The organism is Paenibacillus barengoltzii G22, assembly GCF_000403375.2.
In the GTDB taxonomy this organism is placed as follows: domain Bacteria; phylum Bacillota; class Bacilli; order Paenibacillales; family Paenibacillaceae; genus Fontibacillus; species Fontibacillus barengoltzii.
The window spans coordinates 321,876-341,788 of the sequence record NZ_KE159654.1; the positions used below are offsets into that span (position 1 = coordinate 321,876).

Below are 19,913 nucleotides of genomic sequence, written 5' to 3' on the forward strand. Positions count from 1 at the left end.
CCTTACCGAATGAAAGCCGTTACAAAAAGAAGATAAACCTAAAAAATTAAGGTACAAATTAAAGAAAAGGACAATACCCTGGAACCAAGGAATACCAACCGTTTTAGGTGGTTAAAAATCTCCTTGCTCCAGGGTACCCTCCCCTATGCGATCTAATGCAGCGCCTTAAAATCGGTGGGGGAGATCCCCACGTATTTCCGGAACTGCTTATAGAAATAACCGATCTCCCAGTAACCCACGCTCCGCGCGATTTCGTGCACTTTGAGATTGGTGTTTTTGAGTTGTTGCTTCGCCTTTTCGATCCGGTACTTGTTAATATACTCGGCAAAGGACACCCCCGTCTCTTTGTGAAATAACTGTCCGAGATAGACTGGATGTATATGGTACTGCGCCCCCAGCGTTTTGAGTGACAGTTCGTCGGCATAATGCGAGTCAATGTAGTTCAGCACCTGATGTACCACCGGATTCTTCGCATCCTGCAAAAGGGAACAAACCGTCTCCTCTGCCAAACTTATGAGAGTTTGGACCAGCTCTTGAAACGAATCACAGCGCTGGACACGTTGAAGCGTGTTCTTAAACAAGTCTGTCTCTTCCGAATATTTAATATGCTGAAGCTCCATTTTAAAGCGGACCACCAATTCCAGGGCGACATTCTGCACATCCTCGGGGCGAATACCCTCCATTCTCTTCAGCCGCTCGAAATCTTGGCAAATCCGTTCTCTCAATCCGTCCTTATCTTTCGCCAATATGAGCTTGGCGTAATCGTCCCAGCCCAGCGGATAGCCATTCTCCAATACGCCGCTGGCGCGGGTGCTTTCCAGTTGCTTGTATTCCATGGTCCGCCGTTCGGGATAAATCAAATAATATTCAAGGGCTCGCTTGGCTTGTTTATAGCTGAGAGGGGCCGATTCAGGTCCCCGTCCTACATTGCCTACGCCAATTTGAATTATCTGGTTCATGACCGACAATTCCAGCGACAGGTTCTCCATCAGTTCGGCAAAAGTTCGCTTCTCCTCTGCCCCGGCAAGAAGGGAAGCCACGATGCCAATATCACCATCCACATCGTGGAACAGGGTGATTCCCCGCCACGCCTCGAGGTAACGTTCCGCGCGATCAAATACCTCGGCTGAATTGCCCTCGGTGCGCAGCATAGCCACAGCGACATAGGGCCCTTGCAAATGCAGGCCCAGCAGTTCGGTTCGCTCCTCGAATTCCGCAGCTGCCATCTGCCCGTTCAGCCACCGGTAAAGCGTGTTGTCCTTCAGGATTTGAATATCATAAGCGTCGTAGAGTCCGTTTGGCTCCACACTGTCCAGCTTCTGCACCGTGTTTCGCAGCGTCGATTCCAGCTCCTCGACATTAATCGGCTTCAGCAGGTAGTTTTCAATGCCAAGCTTCATCCCCTCTTTGAGGTAATCAAACTCGTTAAACCCGCTTAAAATAATGACCTTCAATTCCTTGTGCAGCTTCCGCGCCTCGGAAATCAGCGTTAACCCATTCATGACCGGCATGGAGATGTCCGTGATTAATACATCCACCGGCTTCGTAGCCAGAGCGTCCAGCGCCTGCTGCCCGTTCTCGGCATGTCCGACAATTTCCAAGCCAAACTGCGGCCAGTCCACGATATCGTATAAGCCTTCGATGATAAATGGTTCGTCATCGACGATAAATACCTTATACATCTTCCCCCTCCATTCCTTCCCGATTCGGGAAACGAACCGTGATGGTTGTCCCGCTGCCAGGTGTGCTCTCGACCTTGATCCCGTAGCCCGAGCCGTACAATAAACGCAGCCGTGAATGAACACTGCGCAACCCAAACATTCGCCCGGTTTCTTCTTCCCGCTCCAACTCCCTGCGGATTTCCGCCAGCCGGTCGGGTTGGATACCCTTTCCGTTATCTTGGACCACCGCCACCAGCGTGTCCCCGTCTTCCCGCACCTCGATCGCAATCCGGTTGTCGCTTTGGTCGGTTTGGATCCCGTGCACAATATAGTTCTCCACAATAGGCTGCAAAGACAAACGGACTATCGCTTTGCCAAGAAGCGAAGGATCTGCTTGAATCTCATAACTAAAGCGATCCCGGTAACGGATGCGGAACAGCTCTAAATATAATCGGCAAGCTTCCAGCTCATCCTTAAGCGTATAGTTTTTCTTTTGCTGCACCATGCTCTTGAACAGAACGGACAAGCTGTAAATCATTTCGCCCACGTCTTTCGCCCCTTGGGAAATGGCCCGCATCCGGATCACTTCGAGCGTATTGTATAAGAAGTGGGGATTGATCCGCGCCTGCAACGCAACGAGCTCGGTTTGCTGCTGTTTAATCTCCGCTTTAAACACCCGGTCGATGTAGACATTCAATTCGTCCAGCATGTCATTAAAACTCTTGGAAATCTGCCCCAGCTCATCCTCACGAACATCGGCGATCCGTGCGGTAAGGTCCCCGTTGCGAACTCTGCGGGTAAACCGGATAATATTTTGCGTGCGTTTGGCGAAATTGCTGATGAACAGCGCCGGAATCAGGATCGCGAACAAAATACAAATGGAGCTGATCGTAAAGATCGTGTTGCGAAGTCCATGATAGGTCTTGGCCAGTTCCTCTTTCGGGACGGTACTAAGCACGGTATAACCGCCCTGGCTTTGCGTCAGCTTGGTAGCAATCAATCCGTCATCCAGCACGCCGGAATCGTACATCGAGTTAATTTGCTCCGCGTACGGGTATTTCTGATCATAATAGGTGCCAGAGGAATCAAATAATACGCTGCCATCAGCGGACAGCACCAGGATGGAACCTTTGAGTTCCTCTTCGTACATCGCGAGGCTGCCCCGGATCTTCTCTGTATCGTAATACACGTCAAGCTGCCCGATATTGCGAAGCGACTGCTTGTTATTGATGGGGATGCGGACCGAATACATCGGAAGATCTGGCAAGCTCACCGTTTTGCGCACCCAGATGTTGGCTGCCCCGACGTTCACGCCTTCCTCCTGATACATCACATCAGGGATAAAGGATCGGGCCTGATTCGTAGGGATAATCTTAAATTGCTTATCGCTGCCAAAAGCATACAGTTGCTGCAAATCCGCGCTATATAACATCAAACTGCGAATATCCGGATCGTCGTCGACAACGTTACGGAAATACAGAACGGTGTCTGTAGACGAACTATTTTCCGCATAAAATCGATCCAAACGGTAATTCACGTAATCCTGATACGGATGCTCCAGGAAAAAAGAAGTGTTCGAAGCCAGCTCCTCATCCCGATAAATATCCCGCACCATTGTTTGTACGGATTCATATTTGCTCCCGATGTAATCGCTGACACTTTCGATCGCTCGCTTCTGAATGTCGAGCTGTCTCTGCACCGCGGACTCTGACATGAACATAAACATCAAATACGAAAATGTAATAATCGTCACGATCGTGATGACTGAAAAAAACAAAAGAATCTTCATGAACAAATTGTTCTTGAAGTAATTGCGGTAGATGCTCCGGATGAACATGTCTTCCCTCCTCGCACAAGGTCAATTATACCATGCCTTTGGCACTGCATGCGTTTGTAGTTCTTGGCGGATCAGCGCCAAATCCAAATGAAAAAACGCCTATTCCCCAGGGGAACAGGCGTTTATGGACAGACCCTTGCGCAAGCTTATCCGCGGAATTCCTGCAGCCCTTCGTTCAACGAGCGAGTTGCTGCATAAACTTGCTGATACAGCTTGAATAAGCGAGCATATTTCTCCACATTAGCCGGAATCGGCTCATAGGTCTTCGCATACCCGATGAAGGCATCGGCGCATTCCTTCAGGCTGCCGAACCAGCCGCTGCCAACCGCAGCCATCATCGCTGCGCCCATCGCCGGGCCTTGCTCGTTCTTGAGCGCCACGACCGGCTTACCGAAGATATCGGCTTGCATTTGCAGCCAAACCGGATTCTTCGCGCCGCCGCCGATGGAGATGACGCGTTCAACCTCGATACCAGCTGCATGAAACAGATCAAACGATTCTTGGAGCGAGAAGGTGATCCCTTCCATCACAGCGCGGGCCAGATGCTCGCGGCGATGTGTGCCGGACAAGCCGATGAAGCTGCCGCGAATGACGCTGTCCGCGTGTGGTGTACGTTCCCCGACCAGATACGGGGTGAACAGCAGACCTTCCGAACCCGGTGCGATGTCGCCCACCGGCTTCAGCAGCTCGTCAAAGCTAAGCTCCGGTGCCAGCGAATCCTTGAACCAGCTCAAGGAATACCCTGCAGCCAGCGTCACGCCCATTGCGTAAAAAGCGCCCGGATGCGCATGGTTAAAGAAATGCACCTTGCCGGCAAAATCTTTGTTCTTATCTTCTTCGTAAGTCAGCACCACGCCAGACGTTCCCACGCTGCACAGCGCGTCGCCTTTACGGACGATGCCCGCACCAACCGCGCCGCAGGCGTTGTCAGCACCTCCGCCGAACACTTTCGTGCCCGCTGCCAGGCCGGACTCAGCGGCAAACTCCGGCAGCAATGTGCCGGTAAACTCGGTGCTGCCCACAATCGGCGGGCAGAAGCCAGCGGGAAGACCGAAGGCGGCAGCGATCTCTTCGCTCCACTTCCCTTCCGGTACGTTCAGCAGCAACGTTCCCGCGGCATCAGAGATTTCCATATGCACTTGGCCGGTCATACGATAACGCAAATAATCCTTCGGCAATACAAAACGTGCAGCTTTGGCAAACAGCTCCGGCTCATGCTCCTGTACCCAAAGGATTTTTGGCAACGTAAACCCTTCCAACGCAGCGTTGCGCGTAATATCAAGCAGCTTATCGCCCAGCTTCGCTTCAATATCGCGGCATTGCTTGGTCGTACGGGTGTCGTTCCACAGAATCGCGTTGCGCAGTACATTATTCTGCTCATCCAGCAGCACTAAGCCGTGCATTTGACCGGAGAAGGAGACACCCTCAATGTCTTCGGCAGCTACACCGCTTTCCTTCAGCAGTTGCTGCAAGCAAGTTATCGTTCCTTTTACCCATTCCTCCGGATTTTGTTCGCTGTACCCCGGACGCTCTTGGATCAGCGGATATGCTGCGGACGCCTCCCCGGCGATATCGCCGTTTTGGTTCACGAGCAATGTCTTCACCGAGCTGGTCCCCAGATCGATGCCAATCACATACTTCATTGCGATACTCTCCCTTCGCATGTCCCCTAAGGGGCCTTATACCACAAAAAGGGACGGCAGGCGTCCCCTTTTGGATAGTTGTGAAACAAGTCTCTCTCTAAGCTTATTTCGTGCCGAAAATGTATTCGTTCAGGCGGGCTTTCACCAGCTCGAGGTGGTTCGATTTGTTCACGATGTTGCTGTGTTCCAGAGCATAAGCTTCCAGCGTTTTGAAGTTTGCTTTACCGGACACGATATCCGCACCGATGCCGGATTTGAAGCTTGCATAACGTTCTTCAATCAGGTTTTCAATGAAGTTGTCTTCGATCATTTTGCCGGCTACTTTCAAGCCTTTCGCGAAGGTGTCCATACCAGCGATATGAGCATAGAACAGATCTTCCGGTTCGAAGGAAGTACGTCTTACTTTCGCGTCGAAGTTCACCCCGCCGGAGCCCAAGCCGCCGTTTTTCAGGATTTCATACATCGCAAGCGTCACAGCATACAGGTCTGTTGGGAATTCGTCGGTATCCCAGCCGAGCAGCATGTCGCCTTGGTTCGCGTCGATCGAACCCAGCATGTTGTTGATACGGGCTACACGCAGTTCGTGTTCAAACGTATGGCCAGCCAGCGTCGCATGGTTTGCTTCCAGGTTCAGCTTGAAGTGATCTTGCAAGCCGTATTTTTGCAGGAATGCAATCGTCGTAGCAGCATCGAAGTCATATTGGTGTTTAGTAGGCTCTTTTGGTTTCGGCTCGATCAAGAATTGACCTTTGAAGCCGATTTCTTTGGCATAGTCGATCGCCATTTGGAAGAATCTTGCCAGGTTGTCGAGTTCCAGAGCCATATCGGTGTTCAACAAGGACTCATAACCTTCACGACCGCCCCAGAACACATAGTTTTCAGCGCCCAGCTCAACAGCCGTTTCCAGACCTTTCTTCACTTGTGCTGCAGCATAAGCGAATACGTCAGCATTGGAGGTTGTTGCCGCACCATGCACGTAACGCGGGTTGGAGAACATGTTAGCGGTGTTCCACAACAGCTTCACGCCGGTTTGCTTCATGCCTTCTTTGATTTTCGCTACGATGACGTCCAAATTTTCATTGGATTCTTTCAGGGTTGCGCCTTCAGGAGCAACGTCTACGTCATGGAAGCAGAAATACGGAGCGCCAAGCTTCTCCAAGAATTCAAAGTTAACTTCAACGCGAGCTTTTGCCAGATCCATGCCGCTTACTGTTTCCCAAGGACGAATCATGTTGCCTTGACCAAATGGGTCGCTGCCGTTCATCGTCAACGTGTGCCAGTAAGCCACGGCGAAACGCAAATGCTCCTTCATTGTTTTGCCGAGTACAACTTCATTCTCGTTATAATGTTTAAATGCTAGCGGATTGTCGGAACCTGCGCCTTCATACTGAATTTTGCTAATGTTCTTGAAATAACTCACCACGTATTCCTCCCACCAGAGATTTAATTAAAGTAAGCCTTTACATCCTGTCGATTTTAAGTAGCATGCCCATTTACTTGTGCGAGCATGCCGTCTACACTAAGATCGTATCACGTTCCACTTAGTTTGTCTAGTAAACTAACAAAGTTATTGATTTTACCTGGGACGTTTATGTTATGATGCGTATAGACACAATATTGCCATGCTAACAAGCTTGGGTATAACGAGGGAGTTTACATGAAAATCACAGGCGACCAACAGCTGATCAAAAAAATGAATAAAACGATCGTCCTGGATACAATTCGTCAGCGTCAACCCTTGTCTCGTGCGGATATCTCCGCTGCGATTGGCTTGAACAAGGCGACCGTATCGTCCCTCGTCTCCGAGTTGATCGACAGTCATCTGGTTACCGAGATCGGCCCCGGCGAATCCAGCGGCGGGCGCAAGCCGACCTTACTGCTCTTTAACCGCAATGCCGGATATGCCATTGGCATCGACATCCGCGTCAATGATTTACTGGCCGTGCTGGTTGATCTGGAGGGCCACGTGCTTCAGGAAAAATTGGTGCCGCTTCGCGACTTCAGTCCGGAGCACGTGCTGGAACAGATTCGCCAGACCATCCATGAGTTTCGCGAGCAATTACCCGAATCCCCGTATGGGATCGTGGGGATCGGCATTGGCGTACCTGGGCTCGTCGACGACAAGAGCCGGGTAATCTCCGCTCCCAACCTGGACTGGAACAAGGTTGAATTATTTGAACCGCTGGCCTCCGAATTCGGGGCCAATCTTCATATTGATAACGAGGCCAACGCCGGCGCGATTGGCGAGAAGCTCTTTGGGGCCGGACGCGAGGCCCAAAACTTGATCTACCTCAGCATCGGGATCGGCATCGGTTCCGGCATTATCGTTGGCGGCGAACTGTACCGCGGCACGTCGAATTTCTCCGGCGAAGTGGGTCATATGACCGTCGCCGAGAACGGCCCGCTCTGCCGCTGCGGCAACCGCGGCTGCTGGGAGACGCTCGCCTCGGAGAAGGCGTTGCTTGACCGAGCCGCCAAGGTGTGGGGAGAACAGCACCCCGACTTGGAGGAGATGCTTCAACTGGCCCGTGGCGGCGACTCCCGGGCGGCCCAGCTCCTGAATGAAATCGGCGCCCAGCTTGGCGTTGGACTCGCCAATTTGGTCAACATCCTCAATCCGGAGCTGATCGTCATCGGCAATCGTCTGTCGCTAGCCGGGGACCTCATCGAGGAGGCGATGCTGCGCACCATCGAAAACCGCAGCTTGTCTTATCACCGGAAGAAATCCGCAGTAGCTTTCGCCAACTTAGGCATCCGATCGACCGCACTCGGCGCCGCCTCCATGCCGATTACTGCGTTCCTCAGCGAACCGGATTCCGTTCCTGTGCAAGTCAGCGGCTCGACAGCCGGCCTTTGATCCAAAAATAATAACCCGCAGTCTCGTGTTCTATATTCCACGAGACTGCGGGTTATTTTTATGCCATCTCATCCAGCGGGAAGCTTCGCAGCAAATCGCGCAGCTCTGCCTCCGGAAGCGGCTTGCTAATATAATACCCTTGAATGACATCGCATTTCGCGCGGCGTACATGCTCCATCTGCTGCTTGGTTTCTACGCCTTCGGCGATGACCTGCAGCCCCATTTTGCGTCCGATCAGAACGATCGCTTTCGCGAGCGAGCGGCTGTCATCCTGTTCCGGCAAATGCTCGATAAATGATCGATCCACCTTCAATGTTGTAATTGGCATCTGCTTAAGTGACCCCAGCGAGGAATAGCCGGTGCCAAAATCATCTAATGCGATTTGAATGCCGTTGGCTTTCAATTCATTGAGCTTCGGCACCAGTGATTCCAACGTTTCCATAATCATCGACTCGGTAATTTCCAGCTCTAAGTATTCAGGATTCAAGCCGGTCTCTTGAAGGATCTGCAACACCTTGCCAACAAAGTCTTCTTCAAGCAGCTGAACCACGGAAATGTTCACAGCAATTTTGTACGTTCCAAATCCGTCGTCCTCAAGACGTTTGGCGAAAGCGCACGCTTCTCGCAGCACCCATTCGCCGATTGGGACGATCAGGCGGCTGTCCTCGGCTATTTTGATGAAGGATAAAGGTGATACGAATCCAAGTTCCGGACTGTTCCAACGGATCAGCGCTTCAAACCCGCAAATTTGGCCGTCGCGAACCGAGATTTGAGGCTGGTAGTGAATGATGAACTCACCCCGGTCGAGCGCATGCCGCAGGTTCTTTTCCAAGACCACTCGCTCATTAAAGGCTTTAAGGAAAGCTGGAGCGAAGACGGCATATTGGCCTTTCCCCGCCTCTTTGGCCGCGTACATCGCGACGTCGGCATTCTTGAGAATTTCCTCCGGGCTCCGTCCGTCTTCCGGGTAGAACGATATTCCGATGCTAATCGATACATACAAATCGCTGTCGTCTATCCGGAACGGTTCCTTGAATCCCTGGATCAGCTTTTGGGCCAGTCCCGTTGCTTCTTCCTTCCCCGCATCATTCATCAAAATCACGAACTCATCCCCGCCGAGGCGAAAGAGCATCCCGACCTCTCCAATCAGGGAGGTCAAGCGAGCGCTGGCCTGTATCAGCAGACGATCTCCAAATTTATGCCCCAACGTATCATTAATAAATTTAAAATTATCCGTATCTACGAAAAATAATGCGGCTTTGGCATCCTCTTGGGAAACCAGTTCATCCATTTTTTCAAGCAAATATAACCGGTTCGGCAAGTCGCTAAGTGTGTCGTAGTAGGCGAGATGTCGCATCCGCTGCTGGTACAATTTCAACTGGTGAATATCGATATTCGATCCCACCATCCGATAAGCCCGCCCCTGATCATCAAACAGCGCCTTCCCTCGTCCTAAAAACCAGCGGTACTCCCCGTTTTTGCACCTCAGCCGATATTCACACTCGAAGACCTCTTTGACCCCTGCCTGTAAGGACGCAAATTCCTCATGGATTTTCGCATTATCTTCCGGATGGACCACCTGTTGCATCATCTCGCTGGTTATTAAATCCTCTTGTTCGTAACCCAGCAGTTCAAACCATCTCGGCGAATAATACCGATGGTTCCGATCCAAATCCCACTCCCAAATTCCGCCGTTGGATGCCTCCGTGACCATGCGATAGCGCTCTTCGCTTCGTCTTAGCCGCTCCTGATTATCCAGCAGCATATCGAAGTTCTGTCTTAATTCTTCCTGAGTCGCCGTTAACTCTAAATGCGCAGCCTCCAGCTCCTGATAGCTGCAATGCAGCTTATTTTCGAATTGCTTACGCTCTTCGATATCTACACCAGTCATGATGAAAACATCGGGGTCACCTTTCAGTCCGGGAATCACTGTCGTGCGGAACAAGAACGCCTTATCCTTCCCTTGATCCGCGCAAAATAAATGAATCTCGCAATGATCCACAAAACGATACGCAAGCGCCTGATCCAACAGCGGAATCAACTCCCGGCAAGCGTGCTGCAGCAGAGCATGCTCCGTATATGGCCGTCCAATCGCTTCTCCTTCCCGAATACCGGTAATCATCTCGGCGTACCGATTGAAACGCACCGTTGTCCCGTCACCATGTACCGCCCAAATAAACAGGTTGCTATGATCCAGCACTTCCCTCGAAAATTCCCGTTCGCCGTGAATCGTGCGGCGCAGACGTTTGATGTACGTCCGAAGTAAAGTGTAGCCGATGGCTCCCCCTCCGACCAACAGTCCGCCGATGAGAATCAGTCGGTTCCGTAATGCGTAAGAGTAGGATTCAGAATGGGTGAAGAAATATTTCAGATAGAGCTCCTCATATACCCCTGAGCGCTTCACATCATCAATCCGGCGGTTCACATACTCAACCAACTCCGGCATTTGCTTGCTGATCCCATAAGCCACATCGCAGGGATACAAACCTTCCAGCAACTTGTGAACCTCTCCGGTCATGTCCTGCTTAACAATCAAATAATCGACGACGTTCTCATTCTCAAACAGCAGGTCGATTTCTCCCCGTTTTAATGCGGCAAGGGCCGCTTCGACGGTAGGATATGTACGATAAGACGTTACACCAACTTTAGTCCGTAAAATATCTTCCGTATATTGTCCGGCGCCTACGCCAACGGAATATTGGTGGAGTTCATCCGTCCTTAATGAGCCGCGAAAATGTTCTCCCGCATAGACTCCGATATAAGTCCGCATCACCGGCTTGGAAAATAGCACATCCTGCCTTCGATTCTCTTGGATCACCATTAATCCGGACGTATCCGCCTTTCCTTCCGTAAGAGCTTGGTACACGTTTTTCCAATCCGAGGTGGAGTAAACCAGCGTATAGTCCTTCTCTTTGAAGAGCATGTGGGTTAATTCCAGATCGAAGCCCATCAGAAATCCGTTTTGACTGAACTTATAAGGAGGATAGTCCAGCTCCGTCTGGTAACGAACCTCTTTCTGCTCCGCTTCGACTGTTGTCGAGCCTAACCCCGCCGTGACCAAAACCACAAGCAGGCATGCCACCCATAACAGACGGATTTGCTTCATTCGCGATACACCCTTTACGTTAGGATAGTGGAGGTACTATCAAATCACGAAAATTAGCATATTTTGCTTTATCTTATCATAGGAGTACAAGAAGACCTATGCCATATTACATGGTTCTACAAAAAAAAATAGACACCTCCTGATGAGAAGATGTCTGACTGTACCTGTTGGCTATTTCGACGTACCGGAAGCATCCTCCGCATCCAGATACGGCTTGTTGGCGAAATAGTACATAAAGCCCATCAACAGCACCCCGCCAACCAAATTACCTAGGGTGACAGGAATCAAGTTGTGAAGAACACCGCCAAACGATATTGTGGTGGGATGGTCCAGCACCAAAGCGATGGCGAAGGTACACATATTCGCAATACTATGTTCATAACCGGAGATAAAAAAGCAGAAGACAAACAACATCATCGCAAACATCTTCGCCCCATCCCCTTGCAGCGCCATCGGAATGAAAAAAGCCAGGCACACCAGCCAGTTACAAAGAATGGCGCGGAAAAACAATTCTGTGGCAGGAGTCGTCATCTTATGCTCAACTACGTTGAGCAAGAAGCTATTCACCGAAGCATCGGCAAATAAGCCCGTTAAGTAAATCAAAAGGGCAAAAGCGGCTGCGCCCAAAATATTGCCGAGGTAGCTAAACACCCATAACTTGGTGACATCCAGCCATTTCAGCCGTTTCCTTAAAGCCGCGTATGTATAATAGAACGTATTTCCGGTAAATAGATCCCCGCCGCCGTAAGCGATAAGGATAATTGCAGCGCCAAAGGTCAAGGCGGCCATCGGATAGGTCAGCGGCGAATGCTCCACGTAGAAGAAGTTCCCGCTCTTAAACGCAACGATGACTCCAAATCCGATAAACATGCTCGCCAGCATTGCTCTGGCAATATACCGGATATGACTTTGCATAAAAATCTTATATTTCTTGATTGCGAGCTCCTCAACTTTTAACAGCGATTCAGTCTCCATAACGCCCCCCGTTAATTCATTTTATGGTGTTCTTTGAGGTTAGTTTATCCCTTGTTGGCTGCAGCCATCCCATCACTCCCCATTTTCGTTTAAATCTAAAATAAACGGTATTGCTGCTATTTACAAGCGATACAGATTTGTGCATAATAAAAATGAGGATTATATGATAATGATTATCATTATTGATTCAGAGCTGACCTGGTTTATCAACGAACAACAGTGTAAGAGGAGAGAATGCCCATGAGATTGTTAGCCGCCCGCAGAAAGACAAGGCTGAACATCGATGATTACTTAGATCTGCTCAATCTTGCCACCCATTTGGGCGACCGCCAATGGCAAAAGGAGATCATCCGCAAGCTGGAAATGATGCAATCCGAGGTAACTGACGTTCAATAGTCAGCCTATTCAAATAAGTGCGAGCTTAGGGACCCCCCAGGCTCGCTTTTTTTGTATCTGATCGATAAAAGTAAACTTTTGTCCTCTATCATACGACTACTGGCATTTAGGTGAAAGGATGCGCGTCTTCTGTCGCACTTTGTCGGAAAAATCGATTGCCATCGGTACCGTGCCACATGTATGATGGAGTCATAAGTGATGACTTTAGTAGATTCTCCCGTATGACATACATCGTCTGTTATTCTACTTCTACAGCGGATCATTTCGAGGAGGCTTTGTATTGTGGAAGACGATCAGATACGCTCCCTATTCCAGCCTGAATCCGTGCTCACCGCTTCGGCCTTGTTTCAGGCCATTGATCGGATGGGCGTTGGCCTGGCGATTACAAATCCGAATCTTCCGGACAATCCATTAGTCTATGTCAATCAAGGATTTGAGAAGATTACCGGATACAAGCGAGAGGAGGTTCTCCATCGGAATCTCCGTTTCCTTCAGGGAAAAGAGACCAACAAAGAACATCTAGCCGTAATTCGGAAAGCAATCAAGGAAATTGGGGCCGCTACAGTAACCATCAAGAACTATAAAAAGGACGGCAGCACCTTCTGGAACCAGTTTGTCATCAGTCCCATTTTGGATTCGGACGGGCATCTGCTCTATTTCATTGGGCTTCAGTTCGACGTAACTCGGGAAATGGAGAAGCAACAAGCTTCAAGGGAACGACTTCGTCAGTTGTCCCATTTCGATCCGGTGACCCACCTGCTGAATTCCAATTATTTTAAGGAGCTGATGTACACCGAGCTCGTTTCGGCCCAAGCCGAGAATACCACGGCCGCTGTCATTTGTATCAATCTCAACCGTTTTCGGCTGATTAATGAAAGCTATGGCGAGAGCAAAGGCAATGAACTGCTGCGCCAAGTCGCAGAAAGACTGCGTCGTTCATTCCCGGATGGAACACCGATATGCCGGAATTTTGCAGATGAATTTTTCGTATTGGTGTCGAATATCACGGATCCCTTATACATACATACACTTGCACTAGATTTGTATAAAGCGCTTAGAGAGCCTTACACAATATCCGACTATGCGTTCCAGGTCAGTTTCGGAATGGGGATCAGCCTCTACCCGGACGACGGATCTGACATTCATCAACTGCTGCAGCATGCAGAAATGGCGATGAAGGAAGCCAAGAAGGAAGCGCTCGAAGGCCCGCACTACTATGATCAATACCTGATGGATCGGCTGCAGAGCCAAATTACGTTAGAGAAAAAAATGATCCGCGCACTGGCAAGAGGGGAGTTTGAGCTTCACTTCCAGCCCAAGGTAAATGCCTTATCCCAAGAGCTGACCGGCTTTGAAGCGCTGATCCGCTGGAAGGACCCTGTCCAGGGATACATTCCGCCCAACTCTTTCATTCCGATCGCCGAGGAGAATGGGTTTATCGTTGAATTAGGCGAATGGGTCCTGTTGGAGGCGTGCAAAGCCAATAAACGTTGGCAAGAGGCCGGGTATCCGAAGCTGCCGGTATCGGTGAATGTCTCAGCGGTGCAATTCCGACATCCGCAATTCTTGCGTACCGTTGAACAGGTGCTGGACGAGACAGGTCTTGCCCCACAGTATTTGGAGCTGGAGGTCACCGAATCGCTGTTAAACGATCATGTGATGATCAAGGATACTTTAACGGCCTTGCAGCAAAAGGGCATCTCACTCTCGGTAGACGACTTCGGGACAGGCTACTCCTCGATCCATTACTTGAAGTCGCTCCCGGTTCAGGTGCTGAAAATCGATCGAACCTTCGTGCAGGAGACGCCGTGCTCCGAACGTGACAACTCTCTGCTTCGCTCCATCATCCAGTTAGGCAAATCGCTGGGTATGACGGTGCTGGCCGAAGGCGTCGAGACGAAAGCGCAGTTCGAATTTCTGCAGAAGAACGGCTGCGATCAAATTCAAGGTTACTATTACAGCCGTCCGCTGAACGAAGAAGCCGTAGAAGGCTTGCTGAAATCAAGTTAATGGGCGTTACAGCCCCCGATCCTCTCGGGTTATGCCGTTCTCTTGCCCAAAGGGAATAAGTAAAAAAATAACCATGCCAGCAGCAACGCTCCAGCCGGTATCCCGCTAAGCATCCATCGGATGCCCATCGCGGCCGATGCCGGCTGCTCATTTAGTGCGGCGTCGTAACCACTCGCCTCCAGAATGAGCCCCATGCATGCCGCCTGCAGCGAAACGCCCCAGCGCACGATAAATCCGTTCATGCCGAAGTACATGCCCTCCCGTCTTGCCCCAGTACGCCGCTCATCCTCATCGATCACCTCAGACAACAGGACATCAAGCAGCACCAGCAGTCCTGCCAATCCGATGCCGACGGCTGCAGCGGTGCCCATCGCCCCGCCTGCCTGTGTAACCAAGCCGAACGGCAGCAACGCTGCGGCATAGCAGCCCACCGCAATGAGGATTCCCCGCCGAGCTCCATATTTGGCGGTGATCCGTCCCCACAGAAATACGCAAGGAATCGCGGTGATAAAGATGGCCCCTAGCAACAAGGTGTTATAGCTCTCCTCGCGGCCCAGCACGTATTTGGTGTAGAACGGAATCCCGGCAGGCAGCAGTGCAAATGTAAACTGCACCAGAAAGCTGCCGGTCACGTAAAGGACAAACGCTCGGTTCCCCAGAGTATGTCGAACCGCTGTGGATAAACGGAAGGTGGCACGTTCCGGATCATGATGCTCCCGGCTGCCCCAAAGGGATAACGCTAGGAAGATGGCCGACAATCCAGCGAATATAACCCCCATCGCACCCCAACCAATCTGAGAATAAAGGAGCGGCGGAATCGCGACACCTACAATCATGCCCACGATCCCCATCATTTGCCGCCATGAAGAGACATACGCTCGGTCCTTAATACTCTGGAACATCTCCGGGAACAAAGCCGAGTAGTTCAGAACAACCAAGACGAATAATGCATCATACAGAATCACCGTGCCAATAAAATATGGGAAGGCCGCTCCTTCCGCCGCCGGGGGCGTCCACAGCAATGCAAACGCTGCCGCCAGCGGAACCATTCCAAACCCGATATAAGGGAGGCGTCTGCCAAACCGGGTGCGAGTCCGGTCAGACAAATGACCAAACAACGGGTTCAGCACGGCATTCAGCACGCCGTGAAAGATCATCGCCAAGCTGATCCAGGCGGGCCGTACGCCCAGCACGTCGACGTAATAATAGACGAGATAGGTTGCAAAAGCTTGCGACATCAAATTGACCGACAGATTGCCCGAACTGTAGGCTACCTTTTGAAGCTCCGTCCGGTTCCCCGGATTTGCGGTTCGCATCATTCGCCCTGCCTCCTTTATTCAATCAGCCAGCCGGCCCTAAAGCCGCTGCTGTGACTTCTGCAGGTCCTGCAAGTCCTTCCAACGGATCATCTCGATGCCTTCCTCCGCAAGAACCGTCTTAATGTCCGGATCACGGAACAACATGTAGTCCCAATGTCTTTTTTCCCATTCGTGATGGATAGCCTTCAGCTCTTCCGTTGCAAGCGCTGGATGGATGATAATCTCTGAAACACCGGGGCGGAGCCCTTTAAGAACCGCAATCATATCGCGTTTGTAGCTCTCGTATGTTTCGCCCGGCTGCTTGCCAAAGGGCAAACCGATGAGATCGTCGAGGAGAATCACACCCATCCGGTCAGCTAACTCGGTGACCTGACGCATGAGGGCATTCGCCTCCGGGGGCAATTTCCCTATTTGCGGCAGCGAACGAGGCAACCGGAAGGGCAAGCCGTAATCCGCACAAATCTCAAACGTCACGTCCAGGAAATGGTTCCCCGTTGCCAAACCATATAAGCTGCCCATGTGGTTATCGAGATGTGTAGGTGCCAGGCCTAGCGCCAGCGCGGTCTCTACCTGGTTAATCATCTCAAGGCGCACTTGCGGCCGGGTGGCCTGCAATTCGAAGCGGGCGACGTCCTCGGGAAAATAACCTTCCTCTGTCACCAGAGTTCGCACGTCTCCATCCCGGGTAACCGGCCCCCATTTGTACCCGTTCCATTCACTGGTGAACGTCAAATGGACCCCCACATCGTACTCTGGATTAGCAACGCTCCACGCCACTGCTTCCTTGGCCCAGGAGCAAGGGATCATCACCGTCGCGGAGGATACCGCCCGTTCCTGCAGCAGTTGGGTAATCGCCATATTCTCCGCATGGCACATGCCGAAATCGTCTGCGTTTACAATCAACAGTTTGGCTTCCCGCCCGTACCCCAATCGCTCTGCCAATGTCATTTGCCTTCTCCTCCGTTTCTGCTCTTCCAATTAATTAAAACGCTTACATGAATATTGAAAATAACCGAAGTGTATCTTCGGTTACGGATAAATCTCCGAATCCCGGTTAATGACGTACGTGTCACAGATCCAATCGTGCAATCCCCGCTTCTCCCGGGTAAAACCAATCATGATAAAACCGATCAACAGGATCAAAGCGGATAAAATCTGAGCAAAGTACCTGCAGAGCGAACGTAATAACGAAATTCGTTCTCCTTGACCACCTACAATCTTTGCGCCAATCACCCGCTTCCCGACCGTCCCCTGCCAGGAAGAGCAGGGCATGATCACAAAATACAAGATATCCAGAATCCGCTGGACCAGATCGGGCAAAGGCAGCAACCAATTGACAAGCGTTAAAATGGCAGCATCGATCAAATACGCGAGCAGCCTTCGCCAGAATCCCACGTAGATCTGGTCCGGGTCGCGATACATCATCTCACGGCGTTCCCCCTGATCCTGGTTCTGTGTGGAGGGCGGCTCATAAAAGAAAAACGGTTGCCCATCGGTAAGCATGGGTTGTGACATGTAACTTCAGCCCTTTCTCTGGCCGATGAATTTATATACCAAGTGTATGTTGGAACTTAAGCCTATAGTTCTTGAGTTTGTAATTCCGCTTATATCCTAATAATTCCTGCTCAGGCAAAAAAAATAAGGGCAGTCGTGAATCGACTGTCCTTATCGTGATTAACTATTAATGATATTCCGAGCCGCATTGGTTTCTTCCGTCCGCTCGCTCATTTGAGCCACTCCCCAAAGAACCGCTCGTAGCCTCGCTTCATCACGGTCGCCGAAAACTTCTCAAAGGCGTAATCCCGATTGTCCCTGGAAAACTTCAGCGGTGAAGCTGCCGCCATGTTAACCAGCTCAAACCAGTTGTGCTCGTTGCCGGAAAAGGCGTGCCGAGAGCTGATGTGGCCATAACACGGATGCTCTGGTTTGACGACGATTTTGCCCATCGCCAGCGCTTCGGTCAGCGGCATCGCAAAGGTATCAAACCGGGAACAGTTCCAGTACACCTTGGCCGAGTTCATCAGCGCGAACACCTTGTCCTGGGTTAATGCAAACTTCAGGGTAACGTTACGAGGGATGTTGTATTTTTTCACACTTTCCTTATAACGCTCCCCGCCAAACACCATCACGACATCCTTGTCCGGGTTCTGCCGCGCATATTCCAGCACCAGGTCCGGCCGCCGATTCTCCTCATCCCGTCCGATCCACAATACCCGATTCTCCACAATGGCCGCAGGGTCATAATACCGCTCCGCTAACGTTTCATTAAATCCGATCGGGATCACATCCACATCCGTCACACCAAACACGTCGTTCATTTGCTTACGCAAAAACTCCGTCTGTACGATCGCCTTGTCCACGATGCCATAGAACGGCTTCATCATTTCGTAACCTGTCAGCGCCGGATCAGGGAAGCTGTGGGGAAACAGTACGCTATTGGGGAGGAACATTTTCAGAAAAGTAAACCCGGATACCGTATAAATCACGTGCTCGATGTTCTGCGAGTAAATCTGGTCCAGCACGATATCGTAATTGACCAAATCCCCCTTCTCATGTTCATAGCCGGGAAGCCAATCGTGTCCGCTGACATGGCGCTCCGGTGAGATGAACACAACTTCCACGCCCAGTTCCCGGCCGATGTCGCGCAGCCGCTCCGCAAACACGCGCGGGCCTTGGGCTTCCGCAAACTGGATTTTTCGCATGACTAAACCGACTTTCTTCATTTGATCCCGCCTCTAGTTGATATAGTAGTATGTGGCTTGCCACGTCATGTCTTGCTTCGTCAACCGCTAACGGACCTAATGGACGCTAATGGCTATGAATCCGAGGCTACGCGAGTTTAACGGACTTGAGAGACCTTATTGTAGGCAAATCCGGTAGAAACACCTCTTTATAGCCCAAATAGCGGCTTACAGGTCCGTTACTGCAGGAAATATTCGAAAAATGAGCTGATAAGGTCACTACAGTCCGTTAACAGATCGCAATCGCAAGTGTTCATAGGCTACCCATGGTTCTCCAGCAGTTCCAAACATCCAGTCAAGCCTTTCGCCGTCTCTTCCCGCTGCCGCAGCAGCCCTTCCTTCGTCCAAACGCCGCCGCCTCGGCGCAAATCTCCTTCAATCAAGAGGAGCATCCATAGGGAAAAGATCGCAGCAAACCAGGCGTACTCCCGGATCAGCACATCCTTGACCCATGGCGTGCCCTGTTTGTCCGCTTCTGCAAGATACGTCTCAAGCAGCTCCATCCGATCCTCTGCCGGCATCACCTTAGGAAAGCGCGGATGGGACATGTCGATCAGATGGTACAAATCCCAATAGGGGAGATTCCGGTGCGTATGCTCCCAATCCAGCAACACCACGCGCCCCGCCCCTGTCACGGCGTAATTGCCCTGATGCAGATCGCCATGCGACAGTACCTGCCGCTTGGCCGTGAAGCCGGGCCCGTCCCGGACCGCCGAGATGACCTCGGAATCCAACCACTGGACCGGCAGCCCCTGTCCGCCTAAGACAGCCAGTGCCTCCTCCCGCCGATTCAGCACGTCTGCGGCGATGGCTCCGATGCCGGGCTTCGGGCCTTGGGCGGGCAAGCTCGGCCACTGTTCCACGGGAGCCGCATGCAGGCGAGCCAGCTGTCGCACCGCCGCTCGGGCGTACTCCAGCCGGTAGGTATGGTTCAGCTGCCCCAGATCCTCGAAGATCGCCCAGCTCTTAGCACCGCTCCCCTCCGGCGAAGCGGCAAGCAGCATCGGCGCTGGAATCTCAGGCAGCTCCGCCAACACGTTCCGGTACACCCATGCCTCCCGGTCCGCCGATTCCCCGTTCGTCAGCGGCTTGAAAATATAACTTTGACCCGGAGCGAGGTAGATCCGCTCCACCCATTGTCCATTCATGCCTTGGTACATAGGTTCCCGGCGCCAGATCTTGCTCTCATCCAGCGTTCCGTCTGCTTTGACTACTGCATCGATGTTCCGCATTTGGGTTCCTTCCGCTCCCTAGTTTGACCTTAATGTTACATAAATTTTGAAAAGATTGTCAATCCGCCGCCTGTATTGGCCAATTACACACACAAAAAAGAGCGGCGCCTTAAGCGCACCGCTCTTGTGAATGCAC

General features: G+C 51.4%; 14 protein-coding genes. 3 read left to right on the plus strand and 11 right to left on the minus strand.

The genetic code is table 11. The features are described 5' to 3' along the window. Positions 1 to 152 precede the first annotated feature (152 nt). From C812_RS16390 to xylA, 4 genes are all read right to left on the minus strand, one after another. Positions 153 to 1,682, minus strand: a complete 1,530-nt coding sequence (locus C812_RS16390; protein ID WP_016313768.1) for a response regulator transcription factor — start codon at positions 1,680 to 1,682, stop codon at positions 153 to 155. Beyond that, a complete protein-coding gene (locus tag C812_RS16395) occupies positions 1,675 to 3,498 on the minus strand; it encodes a sensor histidine kinase (RefSeq protein ID WP_016313769.1) in 1,824 nt (607 codons plus the stop codon). Before C812_RS16395 ends, C812_RS16390 begins: the two co-directional genes overlap by 8 nt. A gap of 146 nt (positions 3,499 to 3,644) precedes the next feature. After that, the gene (gene xylB / locus C812_RS16400; RefSeq protein ID WP_016313770.1) at positions 3,645 to 5,141 is read right to left on the minus strand and encodes a xylulokinase; all 1,497 of its coding nucleotides are present in this window, start codon (positions 5,139 to 5,141) and stop codon (positions 3,645 to 3,647) included. 103 nt (positions 5,142 to 5,244) lie between these two features. Beyond that, on the minus strand, positions 5,245 to 6,561 hold the full coding sequence (gene xylA, locus C812_RS16405; protein ID WP_028537509.1) for a xylose isomerase: 1,317 nt from the start codon (positions 6,559 to 6,561) through the stop codon (positions 5,245 to 5,247). 237 nt (positions 6,562 to 6,798) lie between these two features. Between xylA and C812_RS16410 the strand changes: the two genes are divergently transcribed. Then, on the plus strand, positions 6,799 to 7,998 hold the full coding sequence (locus tag C812_RS16410) for an ROK family protein (protein WP_016313772.1): 1,200 nt from the start codon (positions 6,799 to 6,801) through the stop codon (positions 7,996 to 7,998). Positions 7,999 to 8,056: 58 nt separating this feature from the next. Here C812_RS16410 and C812_RS16415 read toward each other — a convergent pair whose 3' ends face one another. Together C812_RS16415 and C812_RS16420 are read right to left on the minus strand one after the other, a co-directional pair. Then, positions 8,057 to 11,104, minus strand: coding sequence for an EAL domain-containing protein (locus C812_RS16415; protein WP_016313773.1), 3,048 nt, complete (start codon positions 11,102 to 11,104; stop codon positions 8,057 to 8,059). A 171-nt stretch (positions 11,105 to 11,275) separates the two neighbouring features. Next, positions 11,276 to 12,079 carry a formate/nitrite transporter family protein gene (locus C812_RS16420; protein ID WP_016313774.1) on the minus strand — a complete coding sequence of 268 codons (804 nt, stop codon included), beginning with the start codon at positions 12,077 to 12,079 and terminating at the stop codon, positions 11,276 to 11,278. A gap of 240 nt (positions 12,080 to 12,319) precedes the next feature. Between C812_RS16420 and C812_RS22590 the strand changes: the two genes are divergently transcribed. Then, positions 12,320 to 12,475, plus strand: a complete 156-nt coding sequence (locus tag C812_RS22590; RefSeq protein WP_016313775.1) for a hypothetical protein — start codon at positions 12,320 to 12,322, stop codon at positions 12,473 to 12,475. Between the two features lie 282 nt (positions 12,476 to 12,757). Next, positions 12,758 to 14,485, plus strand: a complete 1,728-nt coding sequence (locus tag C812_RS16425; RefSeq protein WP_016313776.1) for a putative bifunctional diguanylate cyclase/phosphodiesterase — start codon at positions 12,758 to 12,760, stop codon at positions 14,483 to 14,485. Between the two features lie 29 nt (positions 14,486 to 14,514). On the opposite strand, the gene C812_RS16430 is transcribed toward C812_RS16425, so the two are convergent. From C812_RS16430 to C812_RS16450, 5 genes are all read right to left on the minus strand, one after another. Then, the gene (locus C812_RS16430) at positions 14,515 to 15,804 is read right to left on the minus strand and encodes an MFS transporter (protein ID WP_016313777.1); all 1,290 of its coding nucleotides are present in this window, start codon (positions 15,802 to 15,804) and stop codon (positions 14,515 to 14,517) included. 36 nt (positions 15,805 to 15,840) lie between these two features. Next, the gene (locus C812_RS16435) at positions 15,841 to 16,752 is read right to left on the minus strand and encodes a polysaccharide deacetylase family protein (protein WP_016313778.1); all 912 of its coding nucleotides are present in this window, start codon (positions 16,750 to 16,752) and stop codon (positions 15,841 to 15,843) included. Between the two features lie 81 nt (positions 16,753 to 16,833). Further along, entirely contained in the window at positions 16,834 to 17,319 is a 486-nt protein-coding gene (locus C812_RS16440) for an RDD family protein (RefSeq protein ID WP_016313779.1), read from the minus strand. 209 nt (positions 17,320 to 17,528) lie between these two features. After that, the gene (locus tag C812_RS16445) at positions 17,529 to 18,527 is read right to left on the minus strand and encodes a glycosyltransferase (protein WP_016313780.1); all 999 of its coding nucleotides are present in this window, start codon (positions 18,525 to 18,527) and stop codon (positions 17,529 to 17,531) included. A 278-nt stretch (positions 18,528 to 18,805) separates the two neighbouring features. After that, positions 18,806 to 19,777, minus strand: a complete 972-nt coding sequence (locus C812_RS16450; protein ID WP_016313781.1) for a phosphotransferase family protein — start codon at positions 19,775 to 19,777, stop codon at positions 18,806 to 18,808. Between the last annotated feature and the right edge of the window lie 136 nt (positions 19,778 to 19,913).